Source organism: Oceanicella actignis (assembly GCF_008124525.1).
GTDB classification, from domain to species: Bacteria; Pseudomonadota; Alphaproteobacteria; order Rhodobacterales; family Rhodobacteraceae; genus Oceanicella; species Oceanicella actignis.
Genome location: NZ_VNHJ01000008.1, coordinates 1 through 14,195 on the forward strand (window position 1 = coordinate 1; position 14,195 = coordinate 14,195).

11 protein-coding genes and 1 rRNA gene are annotated in these 14,195 nt (G+C 71.8%); 7 read left to right on the forward strand and 5 right to left on the reverse strand.

Translation table 11 applies throughout. From position 1 onward, the window contains the following. A 16S ribosomal RNA gene (locus LY05_RS11355) occupies positions 1-130 on the reverse strand; the annotation flags it as partial. 379 nt (positions 131-509) lie between these two features. Continuing rightward, positions 510-1,328 (reverse strand): hypothetical protein, encoded by an 819-nt coding sequence (locus LY05_RS11360; protein WP_148923245.1) that lies wholly within the window; start codon positions 1,326-1,328, stop codon positions 510-512. A 137-nt stretch (positions 1,329-1,465) separates the two neighbouring features. On the opposite strand from LY05_RS11360, the gene LY05_RS11365 reads away from it, so the two are divergent. After that, positions 1,466-2,200 carry a C2 domain-containing protein gene (locus LY05_RS11365; protein WP_148923246.1) on the forward strand — a complete coding sequence of 245 codons (735 nt, stop codon included), beginning with the start codon at positions 1,466-1,468 and terminating at the stop codon, positions 2,198-2,200. A gap of 80 nt (positions 2,201-2,280) precedes the next feature. On the opposite strand, the gene clpB is transcribed toward LY05_RS11365, so the two are convergent. Then, the gene (clpB, locus tag LY05_RS11370; RefSeq protein ID WP_072747644.1) at positions 2,281-4,890 is read right to left on the reverse strand and encodes an ATP-dependent chaperone ClpB; all 2,610 of its coding nucleotides are present in this window, start codon (positions 4,888-4,890) and stop codon (positions 2,281-2,283) included. A 198-nt stretch (positions 4,891-5,088) separates the two neighbouring features. Here clpB and pyrF point away from each other — a divergent pair, with 198 nt between their 5' ends. Together pyrF and LY05_RS11380 are read left to right on the forward strand one after the other, a co-directional pair. Next, positions 5,089-5,826, forward strand: a complete 738-nt coding sequence (pyrF, locus tag LY05_RS11375) for an orotidine-5'-phosphate decarboxylase (RefSeq protein ID WP_170258982.1) — start codon at positions 5,089-5,091, stop codon at positions 5,824-5,826. 51 nt (positions 5,827-5,877) lie between these two features. Further along, positions 5,878-7,215 carry a DNA polymerase IV gene (locus LY05_RS11380; RefSeq protein ID WP_148923346.1) on the forward strand — a complete coding sequence of 446 codons (1,338 nt, stop codon included), beginning with the start codon at positions 5,878-5,880 and terminating at the stop codon, positions 7,213-7,215. A gap of 203 nt (positions 7,216-7,418) precedes the next feature. Here LY05_RS11380 and LY05_RS11385 read toward each other — a convergent pair whose 3' ends face one another. Next, positions 7,419-8,285, reverse strand: a complete 867-nt coding sequence (locus LY05_RS11385; RefSeq protein ID WP_083581387.1) for an N-formylglutamate amidohydrolase — start codon at positions 8,283-8,285, stop codon at positions 7,419-7,421. Between the two features lie 79 nt (positions 8,286-8,364). Next, complete coding sequence (locus tag LY05_RS11390; protein WP_148923248.1) at positions 8,365-9,969, reverse strand: phosphoenolpyruvate carboxykinase; 1,605 nt, start codon at positions 9,967-9,969, stop codon at positions 8,365-8,367. A gap of 296 nt (positions 9,970-10,265) precedes the next feature. On the opposite strand from LY05_RS11390, the gene LY05_RS11395 reads away from it, so the two are divergent. Genes LY05_RS11395 through rapZ form a run of 4 tightly spaced genes read left to right on the forward strand, consistent with a single transcriptional unit; the run spans position 10,266 to position 14,172 of the window. Then, positions 10,266-10,964: a response regulator transcription factor gene (locus LY05_RS11395; protein ID WP_072747648.1), complete on the forward strand. Its 699-nt coding sequence runs from the start codon at positions 10,266-10,268 to the stop codon at positions 10,962-10,964. 8 nt (positions 10,965-10,972) lie between these two features. Beyond that, on the forward strand, positions 10,973-12,733 hold the full coding sequence (locus tag LY05_RS11400; RefSeq protein ID WP_148923249.1) for a sensor histidine kinase: 1,761 nt from the start codon (positions 10,973-10,975) through the stop codon (positions 12,731-12,733). Positions 12,734-12,744: 11 nt separating this feature from the next. Further along, the gene (locus LY05_RS11405; protein ID WP_072747650.1) at positions 12,745-13,200 is read left to right on the forward strand and encodes an HPr kinase/phosphorylase; all 456 of its coding nucleotides are present in this window, start codon (positions 12,745-12,747) and stop codon (positions 13,198-13,200) included. 60 nt (positions 13,201-13,260) lie between these two features. Further along, positions 13,261-14,172: an RNase adapter RapZ gene (rapZ, locus tag LY05_RS11410; RefSeq protein ID WP_148923250.1), complete on the forward strand. Its 912-nt coding sequence runs from the start codon at positions 13,261-13,263 to the stop codon at positions 14,170-14,172. Positions 14,173-14,195: the final 23 nt, after the last annotated feature.

A 14,195-nucleotide genomic window follows, 5' to 3' on the forward strand; every position in this document is an offset into this window, starting at 1 on the left:
TCCGAACCGAAAGGCACGTTCCCACGCGTTACTCACCCGTCCGCCGCTGACCCCGAAGGGCCCGCTCGACTTGCATGTGTTAGGCCTGCCGCCAGCGTTCGTTCTGAGCCAGGATCAAACTCTCAAGTTGAAACGTCGCTCAGCGACGTCCTTGACGTTCGAACCTCTGCACATCGTCACTCTCGACATGCTCAAGTCCCCTCACGGAAAACCCGAGCCGCCAAGCGTGAAGCTGACACCTCATCATCGAGCCAGCCAAAAGCCAGCCCTAGAGGCCGATATCCAGACGTCCGGTCGTCGAAACAACCCAGCCGTCCGCATATCCCTTCCATACGCAATGTCAAAGAGCCGAGCGACAGACGACGAGTGCGTTCCCTTGCAAAAACGCGCCCCGAAATCCGTGCCGCCGCTGAACCAACCCCGAGGCGACGTCGCCGCCGCCCTCGCTGCCGGTGACGCGCTATCTAGGAGATTCGAAATCCCAACGCAACCCCATTCTCGCAAAAAAATCACGCGGACGTCACGGAAGCGTCATGCGCGTCGGAGCCATGCCCTTGAACCTGCTCGAGTTTCACCGCCGTGTCGGGGCTCAGGCGCGCGAGCGCGTTTTCGGGGCCGCGCGCCGGCAGGGCCAGAATCCGGGCGCAAAGAACGGCCTCGGCGAAGGCGGCGATGGGCGTCGTCAGAGGATCGACGACTCGCCACGCGCCGAGGCCTGACGGGGCGGGCGCAAGACGCGCCGAAAGCGCCGCCGGGCCGCCGCGCAGCACGATCGTCGGCGGCCCCTCCTTACGCTGGATCGAAAAGACGCGCGCGATTCGCTCGCCCGCCTCGGCCATGAGGTCCGGCCCGGGCGGCGGCAGAAGCCAGGCCGCCCTGGCCGCGATCACCTTGTCGAAGGCGTGCGCGCGCAGCCGCCGCCGGCCGAACAGCCCCGCGGCCAGCGCATCCTGCGTCGCGTCCTGCGCGCCCAGCGCAAGCCCCACCGTGGCGCGCAGCATCGGCGGCGCGCCGAGGCGATCCAGCATGAGGGTCCGCGGCAGCACCTCGGCCAGAAGCTGCTCGGGCCCCGCCTCGGGGTCGTAGCAGATCGGCGCGATGGCTTCGGCCCTGGAGAGGCTGTGGAACAGCTGCACCACCAGATCCGCCCGCGCATGGGGCGCCATCGCCGCGGCGGCGGGCGCGTCGGCATGCTCGGGCGGCAGGCGCAGCGGCCGCAGGCCGCGAAACAGCGCGCCATTCGCCGGGTTCGCATGGAGCGGCCCCTCGACGATCAGCGCGCCCTCGCCCGCCGGGCGGACCTCGGCCGTCGCGGGCGCGGGCAGCATGGGCGCCAACGCCCGGCTGACCGCCCGCCGCGCCCCGCCGAAAGCGGCGCGCGCCCACAAAACGCGCAAAGACTTCACCTGCCACCCGTTGTATTGGAACCCGTGGAAAGGGGCCCTGGCCCCGGCGGAGGGCAAGAATGTCGGACCAGCTGATCGACCTCAACGTCTTTTCCAACGTCGCGTCGCCCGATCCGGCGCACAACCTGGCGCATCATGCCATCCGCTCGGCCTTCGAGACGTTCGGCCCCCATCTGCGCCCCCGGCTTTTCGTGGACCCGAACCCGAACCCAGAGGGCTTCGACGCCTGGATCGCGCGCACGCGCGACGCGCTGGCGCGTCTGGGTCTGCCCGCGCCCGAGGTCGCGCGCACATGCGGGCTGAGCGACGGGTTCCGCCAGGCGATCGAATCGGCGCGCTCGTCGCACGCGATCATGCTCGAACATGATTTCGTGTTCATCCGCCGGCGAATCCGGCACGGCCTGCCCGAGCTGACGGCAGGCATGGAGGCAGCGCGCATCACCCATCTGCGCTTCAACAAGCGCTGGAACCGTCCGGTGGGCTACGACTACTTCATGCGCGAGCTGACCGACGCGCCTTTCCCCTGCTGCCGCGTGTCGGGGCGTTCGAACAATCCGCAGATCATCGAGATCGACTTCTACCGCCGGCGCGTCCTGCCCGTGCTGGACCCGGCCGCGCGCAAGGCCGCGGGGCTGGAGGGCAACATCTGCGACTTCGTCGGCGGCGGCCATGTCTACGGCCCGCTGGGGCACCTGGCCACCGTGGCGCATCTGGACGGGCGGCGGCGCCGGCTCAAGGACGGGCTTGCGCGCGGGCTGCACCTGCTGCGCGCGCGCGCCGCGGGCGGCGTCTGAGCGCGGCGCGGGCGGGCCGGCGCGAAAAAGGGGGCGAGGCATGCGCCCCGCCCCCTGGCCAGCCCCGCAAGGGGCCGCCTTCAGTGCACGGTCGGCCGCGCGTCCTGCGTCGCGCCGGCGGCGCGGTCGCCGACGACAAGCCCCCGCTCGTCGGCGGTGACGCGGACGGTCTCGCCATCCTTCACCGCGCCCGAGAGCAGCAGCTCGGCCAGCGGGTCCTGCAGCGACTTCTGGATCACCCGCTTGAGCGGGCGCGCGCCGTAGACCGGGTCGTAGCCCTTGTCGGCCAGCCACATGCGCGCGGCCTCGTCCAGCTCGAGCGTGATCTTGCGGTCGGCCAGGCGCCGCTGCAGATAGCCCAGCTGGATGTCCACGATCGCGTCCATGTGGTCGCGCGAGAGCCGGTCGAACAGCACGATCTCGTCCAGGCGGTTCAGGAACTCGGGGCGGAAGTGGCGGCGCACCGCCTCCATCACCTGCCCGCGCACCTCGTCCACCTTGGCGCCCACCGGCAGCTGCGACAGATACTCGGCGCCCAGGTTCGAGGTCAGGATGATGATCGTGTTCCTGAAGTCCACCGTGCGGCCCTGCCCGTCGGTCAGGCGCCCTTCGTCCAGCACCTGCAGCAGCACGTTGAAGACGTCGGGATGCGCCTTTTCGACCTCGTCGAACAGGACGACCTGATAGGGCCGCCGGCGCACGGCCTCGGTCAGCACGCCGCCCTCGTCATAGCCGACATAGCCCGGCGGAGCGCCGATCAGGCGCGAGACCGCGTGCTTCTCCATGAATTCGGACATGTCGATGCGGACCATCGCCTGGTCGTCGTCGAACAGGAACTCGGCCAGCGCCTTGGTCAGCTCGGTCTTGCCGACGCCGGTCGGACCGAGGAACAGGAAGCTGCCCAGCGGCCGGTTCGGATCCTGCAGCCCGGCGCGCGCGCGGCGCACGGCGTTCGAGACGGCGCGCACCGCCTCGTCCTGGCCGACCACGCGCTTGGCCAGCTCCTCTTCCATGCGCAGCAGCTTCTCGCGCTCGCCCTCGAGCATCTTCTCGACCGGAACGCCCGTCCAGCGGCTGACCACCGCGGCGACGTGCTGGGGCGTGACGGCCTCTTCGACCATCAGATCGCCCTGCCCGGCCTTCTCGGCCTCGGCCAGCTTGCGCTCGAGCTCGGGGATGATGCCGTAGCTCAGCTCGCCCGCCCGCGCCAGGTCGCCGGCGCGCTTGGCGTTCTCGAGCTCGACGCGCGCGCGGTCGAGCTGCTCCTTGAGCTGGCGCGCCGCGTGCAGCTTGTCGCGCTCGGCCTGCCAGCGGGCCGTCAGCTCGGCCGATTTCTGCTGCAGCTCTGCCAGCTCGGCCTCGAGCCGGGCCAGGCGGTCCTTCGAGGCCTCGTCCTTCTCCTTCTTCAGGGCCTCGGCCTCGATCTGCTTCTGCAGGATCTCGCGGTCCAGGGCGTCCAGCTCCTCGGGCTTGGAGTCGACCTCCATGCGCAGGCGCGACGCGGCCTCGTCCATCAGGTCGATCGCCTTGTCGGGCAGGAAGCGGTCGGTGATGTAGCGATGGCTCAGCGTCGCCGCCGCCACCAGCGCCGAGTCGGTGATGCGCACGCCGTGATGGACCTCGTATTTCTCCTTCAGGCCGCGCAGGATCGAGATCGCGTCCTCGACCGTGGGCTCTGAGACGAAGACCGGCTGGAAGCGCCGCGCCAGGGCGGCGTCCTTCTCGACATGCTTGCGGTATTCGTCAAGCGTGGTCGCGCCGATGCAGTGCAGCTCGCCGCGCGCCAGCGCGGGCTTGAGCAGGTTCGACGCATCCATCGCGCCGTCCGACTTGCCGGCGCCGACCAGGGTGTGCATCTCGTCGATGAACAGGATGATCCCGCCCTCGGCCGAGGTGACCTCGGACAGCACCGCCTTCAGGCGCTCCTCGAACTCGCCGCGGTACTTGGCGCCGGCGATCAGCGCGCCCATGTCCAGCGCCATCAGCTTCTTGTCGCGCAGGTTCTCGGGCACGTCGCCGTTGACGATGCGCATGGCCAGCCCCTCGACGATGGCGGTCTTGCCCACGCCGGGCTCGCCGATCAGCACCGGGTTGTTCTTGGTCCGGCGGCTGAGCACCTGGATGCAGCGGCGGATTTCCTCGTCGCGGCCGATCACGGGGTCGATCTTGCCCTCGCGCGCCGCCTGGGTCAGGTCGCGCGCGTATTTCTTCAGCGCGTCATAGCCCTCTTCGGCCGAGGCGCTGTCGGCGGTGCGGCCCTTGCGCAGATCGTTGATGGCCGCGTTCAGCTTCTGCGCGGTGACGCCCCCGGCCTTGAGCGCCTTGCCCGCGTCGCCGTCCGACAGGGCCAGCGCGGTCAGGATGCGCTCGACCGTCACGAAGCTGTCGCCGGCCTTGCGGGCCAGCTCTTCGGCGTCGCCCAGCGCCTTGCCGGTCGCCGGGTCCAGATAGATCTGGCCCGCGCCCTGCACCCTGGGCTGGCGCGACAGCGACAGTTCGACCTCCTGCGCCACGCGCGCCGGATCGCCGCCGGCGTTGCGGATGAGGTTGGCCGCCAGGCCCTGCTCGTCGTCGAGCAGCGCCTTGAGCAGATGTTCGGGCAGAATCCTCTGGTGATTTTCGCGCATCGCGATGGTCTGCGCGGCCTGCACGAACCCGCGTGCGCGGTCGGTGAACTTTTCGAAGTTCATTTGCGTCTCCTTCTCAGCGCCCCGCCGCCGTCCGCGATGCGGCCCGCCGGCCGGGGCCCGGCGCTCTTGCGGGCGCCCCTGCGCGGCGCGCCCCTCGGCGTCGATATGGGCGCCGCGGGGCGCGCGCTCAAGACCCCGGCGCGCTTGCCAGCGGCGGCCGCGGCGGCTATCGCTGCCCGCGACCCGACGGAGAAAGCCATGTCCGACCAAGCCCCCCGCCCTACCGAAACCCGCCCCGCACCCGACCCGCGCGAGCGCCTGATCGTCGCCCTCGACGTGCCCAACGCCCTGGCCGGGCTCGAGCTGGCCGACCGGCTGGGCGACAGCGTGCGCTTCTACAAGATCGGGCTGGGCATGCTCACCGGCGGCGGGCTGGCGCTGGCCAACGAGCTCAAGGAGCGCGGCAAGCGCGTGTTCCTCGACATGAAGCTGTTCGACATCGGCGCCACGGTCGAGGCGGCCGTGCGGGGCCTGGCGCAGTTCGAGCCCGACTTCCTGACCGTGCACGGCGATCCGCATGTGGTGCGCGCCGCCGTGGCCGGGCGCGGGGCGGCGCCGACGCGGATCCTGGCGGTGACGGTGCTCACCAGCCTCGACCGCGCCGATCTGGACGAGGCCCTGATGGCCCCGGGCGACGTCGCCGAGCTTGCGCTCGAGCGCGCCCGCCGCGCCTTCGCCGCCGGGGCGGACGGGGTCATCGCCTCGCCGCGCGAGGCCGCCGCCATCCGCGCCCTGCCCGAGGCCGAGGGGCGGCTGATCGTCACCCCCGGCGTGCGCCCCTCGGGCGCCGCGCGGGGCGATCAGAAGCGCGTCGCCTCGCCCGCCGAGGCCATCGCCGCGGGGGCCGATCACATCGTCGTCGGCCGCCCCATCTGGCAGGCCGACGATCCGCGCGCCGCCGCCGAGGCCGTGCAGGCCGAGATCGCCGCGCTCTGAGCGCTGGCGCGCCGGCCCGCGCGCGCGCATGATCGGCGCATGACGCCCGCCCTGCCCGCCCTGTGCCGCGACTGCCTGCGCCGCTTCTCGGCGCCGCCGGGGCCCGGACGCGCGCGCTGCCCCGCCTGCCGCTCGCCGCGCACGCTGCGTCATGCCGAGCTCGAGACGCTCTCCATCGCCCATGTCGATTGCGACGCCTTCTATGCTTCGGTCGAGAAGCGCGACGACCCCGCGCTGCGCGACCGCCCCGTGATCGTGGGCGGCGGGCGGCGCGGCGTGGTTTCGGCCGCCTGCTATCTGGCGCGCATGCGGGGGGTGCGCTCGGCCATGCCCATGTTCCAGGCCATGCGCCTGTGCCCCGACGCCGCCGTGCGCGCGCCGCGCATGGAGGTCTACGCCCACGCCTCGCGCCGCATCCGCGCGCTGATGGACGAGCTCACCCCCCTGGTCGAGCCGCTTTCGCTGGACGAGGCGTTTCTGGACCTGTCGGGCTGCGAGCGCCTGCACCGCGCGCCCCCAGCCGCGCTTCTGGCGCGGCTGGCGCGGCGCATCGAGGACGAGGTCGGCGTGACCGTCTCGGTCGGGCTGAGCCATTGCAAGTTCCTGGCCAAGATCGCCTCGGACCTGGACAAGCCACGCGGTTATTCGCTGATCGGGCGCGCCGAGACCGAGGACTTCCTGCGCGACAAGCCGCTGTCGATCATCTGGGGCGTGGGCGAGGCGACGCGCGCGCGCCTTGCGCGCGACGGGCTGACCCATGTGCGCGACGTTCTGCGCGCCGATCCGCGCCAGCTGATCGCGCGCCACGGGGCCATGGGCCGACGCCTGCTCGAGCTGGCGCAAGGGCGCGACTCGCGCAAGGTCGCCCCCGACGCGCCGACCCGCTCGCTGTCGGCGGAAACGACCTTCGAGGCCGACCTGTCGGCGCCCGACCTGCTGGACGCGCATCTGTGGCGTCTGGTCGAGAAGGTGGCCGCCCGCGCCAAGGCGCGCGGGCTGGCGGGGCGGGTGGCGACGCTCAAGCTCAAGCGCGCGGACCACCGCCTTCTGACGCGGCGCGCGACGCTGACCGAGCCGACCCAGCTGGCCGATCGCCTGCACCGCGCCCTGCGCCCGCTGCTCGAGCGCGCGCTGCCCGAAGCGCCCTTCCGCCTGATCGGCGCCGGGCTGAGCGAGCTGACCCAGGCGCAGGAGGGCGACCGCATGGCCGACCTTCTCGACCCTGACGCCGCGCGCCGCGCCCAGGCCGAGCGCGCCGCCGATCTGATCCGCGCGCGCTTCGGCGACGGCGCGATCGCCAAGGGCCGGGCCTTGTCCGCCGGCGGATTCCGCATCAGCGAAAAGAAGTCGTCGACGACGCGCGGCGGCGGCGCGGCCGATCAGGATTAGGATTTCATAACATGACGATACGTCATGTTGCTACGCAGCAAAAATCGGCTTGCCAATGCTGCACCGCACCCCTATCGTTGTCATGTGGCGTCTGACGTCACCGCCCATTCGGGCGTTTCCTCCCTAGACTTGGGCCGCGCCAGTCGCGGCCCTTTTTTTCGTCGGGAGGTTCCTTTTCCGGCAAGCCGGCGCGGCGGCCGCGATCACTCCGCCGCCAGGGCGCCTTCGGCCCGCGCGGCGGCGCACAAGGCCTCGATCACCGGACGCAGGGCGGCGCGGATCTCGTCGAAGGCGGGGCCGGGCTCGATGCGGCGCTCGTCCAGATACAGGCCGCGGTCGATCTCGACCTGCAGGGCATGCACCCCGCGCGTGGGCCGCCCATGGCGCGCGGTGATGTAGCCGCCGGCGAAGGGCGCGTTGCGGACCACCGAGAAGCCCGCCTTGCGGAAGGCCTCTTCGGCAAGCGCCGTCAGCCAGCGCCCGCAGGCCGCCCCGTGCAGGTCGCCAAGAACGATGTCGGGACGCCGGACATGGCGCGGCAGCGCGCGCAGGGCGTCCGAGGGCATGGAGTGGCAGTCGATCAGCACCGCCGCCCCCGCCTGCGCGCGCGCCTCGGCCAGCAGGCCCTCGAGCGCCCTGTGATAGGGTGCGTGCGTCCGGCGCAGCCGCGCGGCGGCCTCGGACAGGGGCAGCTTGCCTTCGTAGATCGGCGCGCCCTCGGCCACGATGCGCGGAATCACGCCCAGCCCCGCCGCGACGCGCGGATTGGCGCCGGCCGCGCGCACGCCCTCGATCAGGGCGGGGTCCAGCTCGTCCGGCGCGCGGTTCAGGTCCACATAGGCGCGCGAATCAAGCGCATGGATCAGCGGCGCGCCGCAACGCGGGGCATGGTCGAAAAGCCGTTCGACATACGCATCCTCGGACCGTCGCAGGGCAAGGCCCGACAGGCGCGCGCGGCGCAGCATCTGCGGCGGAAAGCGCCGCCCGCTGTGGGGCGAGCTGAACACCGCGCCGCAGGCCGGAGCCGCGGGACCGGGACGCTCGATGCGGAAGGGCTCGTCCATGCTCATGCCCGCGACTATAGAACGGGGCGCGCGCCGCGCAACCGCCGGCGCGCGCCCCTCGCGCGATGGTCAGATGCGACGCGCCTCAGGCGACCTTGGGCGCGGCCGCGCGCACGTCCTCGCCGACATGCGCCTCGTACTGGGCGAAATTGGCCGCGAACATCTCGACCAGGCGCCGGGCCTGCGCGTCATAGGCGGCGGGGTCGGCCCAGGTGGCGCGCGGGTCCAGCAGCCGGTCCTCGACGCCCGGCACGCTGACGGGAACCTCGAAGCCGAAATTCGGATCCTTGCGGAAGGCCGCGCCGTTCAGGCTGCCGTCCAGCGCCGCCGAAAGCAGCGCGCGCGTCGCCTTGATCGGCATGCGCGAGCCGACCCCGTAGGCGCCGCCCGTCCAGCCCGTGTTCACCAGCCAGCACGAGGCCCCGTGCCGGGCGATCTTGTCGCGCAGCAGCGCGCCGTAGACCTCGGGGCGGCGGGGCATGAAGGGCGCGCCGAAGCAGGTCGAGAAGGTCGGCTCGGGCTCGGTCACGCCCTGCTCGGTGCCCGCCACCTTCGAGGTGAAGCCCGACAGGAAGTGATACATCGCCTGCGCCGGCGTCAGGCGCGCGATCGGCGGCAGCACGCCGAAGGCGTCGCAGGTCAGCATGACCACGTTGCGCGGCGCGCCGGCCATGCCGGTTTCCGAGGCGTTCGAGATGTAGTGCAGCGGATAGGCGCAACGGGTGTTGGCCGTCAGGCTGTCGTCCTCGAAGTCGATCTCGCGCGTGAGGGGGTCGTAGACCATGTTCTCGATCACGGTCGCGAACTTGCGCGTGGTGGCGTAGATCTCGGGCTCGGCCTCGGGGCTGAGGTTGATCGTCTTGGCATAGCAGCCGCCCTCGAAGTTGAAGACGCCGCGATCGGTCCAGCCATGCTCGTCGTCGCCGATCAGCGTGCGCGAGGGATCGGCCGACAGCGTCGTCTTGCCCGTGCCCGACAGGCCGAAGAACACGGCCGCGTCCGACGGATCGCCCATCGCGTGGTTGGCCGAGCAGTGCATCGGCATCACGCCGCGCTCGGGCAGCAGGTAGTTGAGCACCGAGAACACGGCCTTCTTGTTCTCGCCGGCATAGGCGGTGCCGCCGATCAGGATCAGCTTGCGCTCGAACGAGATCGCGATGACCGTTTCGGAGCGGCAGCCATGGCGCGCCGGGTCGGCCTTGAACGAGGGCGCGTTGATGATCGTGAAGCCGGGCTCGAAGCTGGCCAGCTCTTCGGCGGCGGGGCGGCGCAGCAGGTGGCGGCAGAACAGCGCGTGCCAGGCCAGCTCGGCCACCACGCGCACGTTCAGCCGGTGCGCGGGATCGGCGCCGCCGTAAAGATCCTCGACGAACAGCTCGGCGCCGTTCAGATGCGCGACCATGTCGGCGCGCAGGCGCTCGAAGGCGTCGGGCTCCATGGCGGCGTTGTTCTCCCACCATATGTGGGGCTCGACCGAGGGCTCGCGCACCACGAACTTGTCCTTGGGCGAGCGGCCGGTGTGCCGGCCGGTCGAGACGAGCAGAGGCCCGCCATTCCCCAGATCGCCCTCGCCGCGCCGCAGCGCCTCCTCGACCAGAACCGCCTCGTTGAGGTTGTAGTGGACGGCCTTCGCGCCGGTGACGCCCAGCTCCGACAACGGATGCGCAGGGTTGAAGACGCCTCGCTCCATGCTCGCTAGCTCCTCGCAATGTCATGCGGCGCGCCGGGCGCCGCCGGTGCCGGCCCGCCCCCACGACGAGCCGGAGGGCGCGGCGGGCGATTCCGGCCCGCGCACCATTCCTGCGCGCTCCTTAGCACGGGGAAAAGATTATTGCAGCGCCCAACAAGACGACTCTTTGGCGCACCTGCGCCTTGCTGTCGCCGCAATCGCGCTACGTTCTTTCGCGGCGCCCCCGGGGGCCTGTATGATGCGCGCGCGGCCGCTCCCGGAGGCGAAGCAAGGCCGCGCCGCAGGAGAAACGCCGAATGACCCAGATCGCGCTCGTGGACGACGACCGCAACATCCTCACCTCGGTGTCCATCGCGCTCGAGGCCGAGGGCTTCGAGGTGCGCGCCTACGCCGACCCGACCGCCGCGCTGGCGGCGCTGACGCAGACGCCGCCCGACCTTGCCGTGTTCGACATCAAGATGCCGCGCATGGACGGAATGGAGCTGTTGCGCCGCCTGCGGCAGAAATCGGATCTGCCGGTGATTTTCCTGACCTCGAAGGACGAGGAGATCGACGAGGTTCTGGGCCTGCGCATGGGCGCCGACGACTATGTGCGCAAGCCCTTCTCGCAACGCCTTCTGGTCGAGCGCATCCGCGCCGTGCTGCGCCGCCGCGACGCCGGGGCCGACGAGGCCGAGCGCGGCGAGGCCGACAAGGCCATCCAGCGCGGCAAGCTGACCCTGGACCCGCTGCGCCATGCCTGCCTGTGGGACGGCAAGCCGGTCACGCTGACCGTGACCGAGTTCCTGATCCTGCAGGCGCTGGCCGCGCGCCCCGGCTTCGTCAAGAGCCGCGACCAGCTGATGGACGCGGCCTATGACGACCAGGTCTATGTCGACGACCGCACCATCGACAGCCACATCAAGCGCATCCGCAAGAAGTTCCGCGCCGTGGACGAGGATTTCGCCTCGATCGAGACGCTTTACGGCGTCGGCTACCGCTACAAGGAGGTTTGACGCAGCAGATGGCAGCGCGCGCCGGCGCGGCCTCGAACGCCCGCCGAATTCCCGGCCGCATCCTCTCGCGCCTGCGCGCCCGCGCAGGCGGGGCGAGGGTTGCGGAAAACGGCGGCGCGCGCGTCGGCAGCGGCATCGATCCCGCCGCCGCGCCGCGCGCGGGGACGGGCGTCGCGCGGCCGGGGCGGGTCGGGCGGATCGGCCGCCTGTCGCCGCTGACGCGGCGCATCGTCGCCTTCAACCTGATCGGGCTGGGCCTGCTGGTGACGGGCGTTCTCGCGCTCAACGACTTTCGCGAGAAGCTGATCGCGCTGCGCACCGACGCGCTCGAGACCCAGGGCCGCATCATCGCCATCACCATCGCCGAATCGGCGGCGCGCGACGACGCGCTGGGCATCGACCCGGCGCGCGCCATGATCGTTCTGGACAAGCTGATCGAACCAACCCATGTGCGCGCCCAGATCTTCGACCGCGCCGCGCGGCTGATGCGCGACACCTCGCTGCGCACGCGGCGCGACGACTCGGTCGAGGCCAGCCCCCTGCCCGCCGATCGGCTGGACGCGCCCGCCCCCGCCGCCTGGCTGCAGTCGCTCACGCGGCGCGTGCGGGCCATGCTTTACCGCGACGCGCGGCTCGACACCCGCACCCTGGGCGGCGTTGCGCGCGAGCGCGAGGTCTACGCCGCCCTCGGCGGCGCCGTGGCGCGGGGCGAGCGCATCAACGAGAAGGGCGAGCTGATCGTCTCGGTCTCGGTCCCCATCACGCGGCTCAAGGCGGTGCTGGGCGTGCTGGTGCTGTCCACCCGCGGCGGCGACATCGACGAGATCGTGCGCTCGGAGCGCATGTCGATCCTTCAGGTCTTCCTGGTCGCGCTTGCGGCCAGCGTGGTGATGTCGGCGCTTCTGGCCAACACCATCGCCCGCCCGATCCGGCTGCTGGCGCGCTCGGCCGAGGCCGCAGAGCAAGGCGGCGCCGGCGGCGGGGCCGAGCGCGTCGAGATCCCCGACATGACCGCCCGCATGGACGAGATCGGCTATCTGTCCGGCGCGCTCAAGCGCATGACCGAGGCGCTCTATTCGCGCATCGACGCCACCGAGACCTTCGCCGCCGACGTGGCGCACGAGATCAAGAACCCCCTGACCTCGCTGCGCTCGGCGGTCGAGACCATGCGCCTCACCGACCGGCCCGAGGCGCGCGAGCGTCTGCTGCAGGTGATCGAGCACGACGTGGCGCGGCTGGACCGGCTGGTGACCGACATCTCGAACGCCTCGCGCCTCGACGCCGAGCTGGTGCGCGAGGCGCGCGAGCCCTTCGACCTGAACGCGCTCTTGCGCTCGATCGTCGAGCACAACGCCCCCAAGGCGGCCGAGCGCGGGGCGCGCATCGTCCTCGACGCCCCGCCCGCGCCGGCGATGGTGCGCGGGATCGAGGGCCGGCTGGCGCAGGTCTTCGTCAACCTGATCGACAACGCGATCTCGTTCTCGCCCGAGGGCGGAACGGTGCGCGTGCGCGTGCGCCAGACGGGCGCCGAGGCGATCATCGCCGTCGAGGACGACGGCCCCGGCATCCCGGACGAGAACCTGGGCTCGGTCTTCCAGCGATTTTACAGCAACCGCCCCGAAGGCGCCTTCGGCGACCATTCGGGGCTGGGGCTGTCGATTTCGCGCCAGATCGTCGAGGCCCATGGCGGCCGCATCCACGCCGAGAACATCGGCCCCCGGAACGACCCCCGCCGCGGCGCGCGCTTCGTCGTCGCGCTGCGCCTTTGAGGACGCCGCCCATGCCCGCCCAGCCCGCCATCCACGCCAGCTGCGTTGCCATGGACACGCCCGCCGGACCGGCCGCCGCGCTCATCACCGGGCGCGCCGGGGCGGGCAAGTCGCGCCTGGCGCTCGAGCTGATCAGCCGCGGCGCGGCGCTGGTGGCCGACGACCGCGTGACGCTGACGCGCGAGGGCGACGCGCTGTTCGCCGCCGCGCCCGCGCCCATCCGCGGCCTGATCGAGGCGCGCGGCGTGGGCCTCTTGCGCCTGCCCGCGCTCGATCGCGCCCGGGTGGTTCTGGCCGTGGATCTGGACCGCGCCGAGAGCGAGCGCCTGCCGCCCGCGCGTGAATCCCTCTTGAACGGCGTGCGCATTCCTCTAGTTCTTTGCGGCGACGACGCCGACAAGGCCGCCGCCATGGCGCCCGCGCTGGCCGCGCTGCTGCGCGCGGGCGGGACCCGGGCGGCGCCCTGAGCGTCGCCGCGCCGAACGAACGCCCGACCGCCCATCCGCCCGCCCCGCCGGAGCACGCGCATGACCGACCCCGCCCCCGACCCGGACCCGCGCTCCGCGACGCGGCTCGCGCTCATCACCGGCATGTCCGGCGCGGGCAACTCGACCGCCATCCGCGCGCTCGAGGACATGGGCTTCGAGGCGATCGACAACCTGCCCCTGCCCTTCCTCAAGCGCCTGTTCCCCGCCGACGCGCCGCCCGACGCCGACGCCCGCCCCGTCGCGCTGGGCATCGACGTGCGCACCCGGGGCTTCACGGCGCAGGCCTTTCTCGACCGCCTCGCGACCTTGCGCGCGGCGCCGGGCGTCGCGCCGCGGCTGGTGTTCCTCGACTGCGCGGACGAGGTGCTGATCGACCGCTTCAAGACCACCCGCCGCCGCCACCCGCTTGCGCCGCTCGAGGGCGCGGCCGTGGGCATCGCGCGCGAGCGCGAGGCGCTGCAGGCGCTGCGCGAGCATGCCGACCTCGTCATCGACACCACCGACCTTTCCCCGCACGAGCTCAAGGCCCGCCTTGCGGGGCTGTTCGATCGGGCCGCCCGGCTGCGCGGGCTTGCCGTGTGCGTGCAGTCGTTCAGCTTCAAGCGCGGCGCCCCGCGCGAAGCCGACACCGTTTTCGACTGCCGCTTTCTGCGCAATCCGCATTGGGATCCGCAGCTGCGCCCCGCCGACGGGCGCGACGCGCAGGTGGCGCGCTTCGTGTGCGACGATCCCCTTTACGCGGATTTCATGGATCGCGTGGCTGAGTTGACCTTGATGCTGCTTCCCGCATATGAGCGCGAGGGCAAGGCGTATCTGACCCTCGCCTTCGGTTGCTCGGGCGGCCGGCATCGCTCGGTCGTGGCGGCCGAGGATCTGACCCGCCGGCTGCGCGCCGCGGGCTGGAGCGCGGCCCTGCGCCACCGAGAGCTTGACGACCAGAAGACGACGTGAACACGGATCGCAATAGCCGAACG

What these genes read in the sequence shown, in the direction of transcription:
- LY05_RS11405 (WP_072747650.1), top strand. Translation starts at nt 12,745, where the DNA reads ATGCCCGCCCAGCCCGCCATCCACGCCAGCTGCGTTGCCATGGACACG.
- LY05_RS11385 (WP_083581387.1), bottom strand. Translation starts at nt 8,285, where the DNA reads ATGAGCATGGACGAGCCCTTCCGCATCGAGCGTCCCGGTCCCGCGGCT.
- LY05_RS11365 (WP_148923246.1), top strand. Translation starts at nt 1,466, where the DNA reads ATGTCGGACCAGCTGATCGACCTCAACGTCTTTTCCAACGTCGCGTCG.
- pyrF (WP_170258982.1), top strand. Translation starts at nt 5,089, where the DNA reads ATGTCCGACCAAGCCCCCCGCCCTACCGAAACCCGCCCCGCACCCGAC.
- LY05_RS11400 (WP_148923249.1), top strand. Translation starts at nt 10,973, where the DNA reads ATGGCAGCGCGCGCCGGCGCGGCCTCGAACGCCCGCCGAATTCCCGGC.
- rapZ (WP_148923250.1), top strand. Translation starts at nt 13,261, where the DNA reads ATGACCGACCCCGCCCCCGACCCGGACCCGCGCTCCGCGACGCGGCTC.
- LY05_RS11360 (WP_148923245.1), bottom strand. Translation starts at nt 1,328, where the DNA reads ATGCTGCCCGCGCCCGCGACGGCCGAGGTCCGCCCGGCGGGCGAGGGC.
- clpB (WP_072747644.1), bottom strand. Translation starts at nt 4,890, where the DNA reads ATGAACTTCGAAAAGTTCACCGACCGCGCACGCGGGTTCGTGCAGGCC.
- LY05_RS11390 (WP_148923248.1), bottom strand. Translation starts at nt 9,969, where the DNA reads ATGGAGCGAGGCGTCTTCAACCCTGCGCATCCGTTGTCGGAGCTGGGC.
- LY05_RS11395 (WP_072747648.1), top strand. Translation starts at nt 10,266, where the DNA reads ATGACCCAGATCGCGCTCGTGGACGACGACCGCAACATCCTCACCTCG.